At 24.7% G+C, this 255-nt stretch carries 1 protein-coding gene; it reads right to left on the bottom strand.

Features of this window, described 5'->3' with window-relative positions; all coding sequences use genetic code 11:
• Window positions 1–204, bottom strand: a 204-nt coding sequence (locus SB754_RS21480; protein ID WP_410784351.1) for a hypothetical protein, incomplete at its 3' end; no start/stop codon positions are given.
• Window positions 205–255 lie beyond the last annotated feature (51 nt).

Raw genomic sequence — 255 nt, 5'->3', positions numbered from 1 at the left:
AATATCTTGAATAGTTTCCTTTAAATCTTCAAATAACATTTCTTCTAGATTCGCCAAAGGAACTTCAAATGTTACAGATTCTACGGTTTTAAGATTTAATAAAGAATAAACTTCATTTTTTTTAATAACTAAGTATTGATTTTCCTCTGTCATAATTAAACAGCCTAATTGGATACCTAACATACGTTTATCTTCAAACTTCATAACATAATACCTCTTTTATAATTTGCTAAAACAACAAATTTATCATATAAC

Source organism: Leifsonia sp. SIMBA_070 (assembly GCF_046534635.1).
GTDB lineage: Bacteria > Actinomycetota > Actinomycetes > Actinomycetales > Microbacteriaceae > Leifsonia.
The sequence above is the reverse complement of the archived record's forward strand: the minus strand, read 5'-3'. Positions and strand labels throughout refer to the sequence as shown.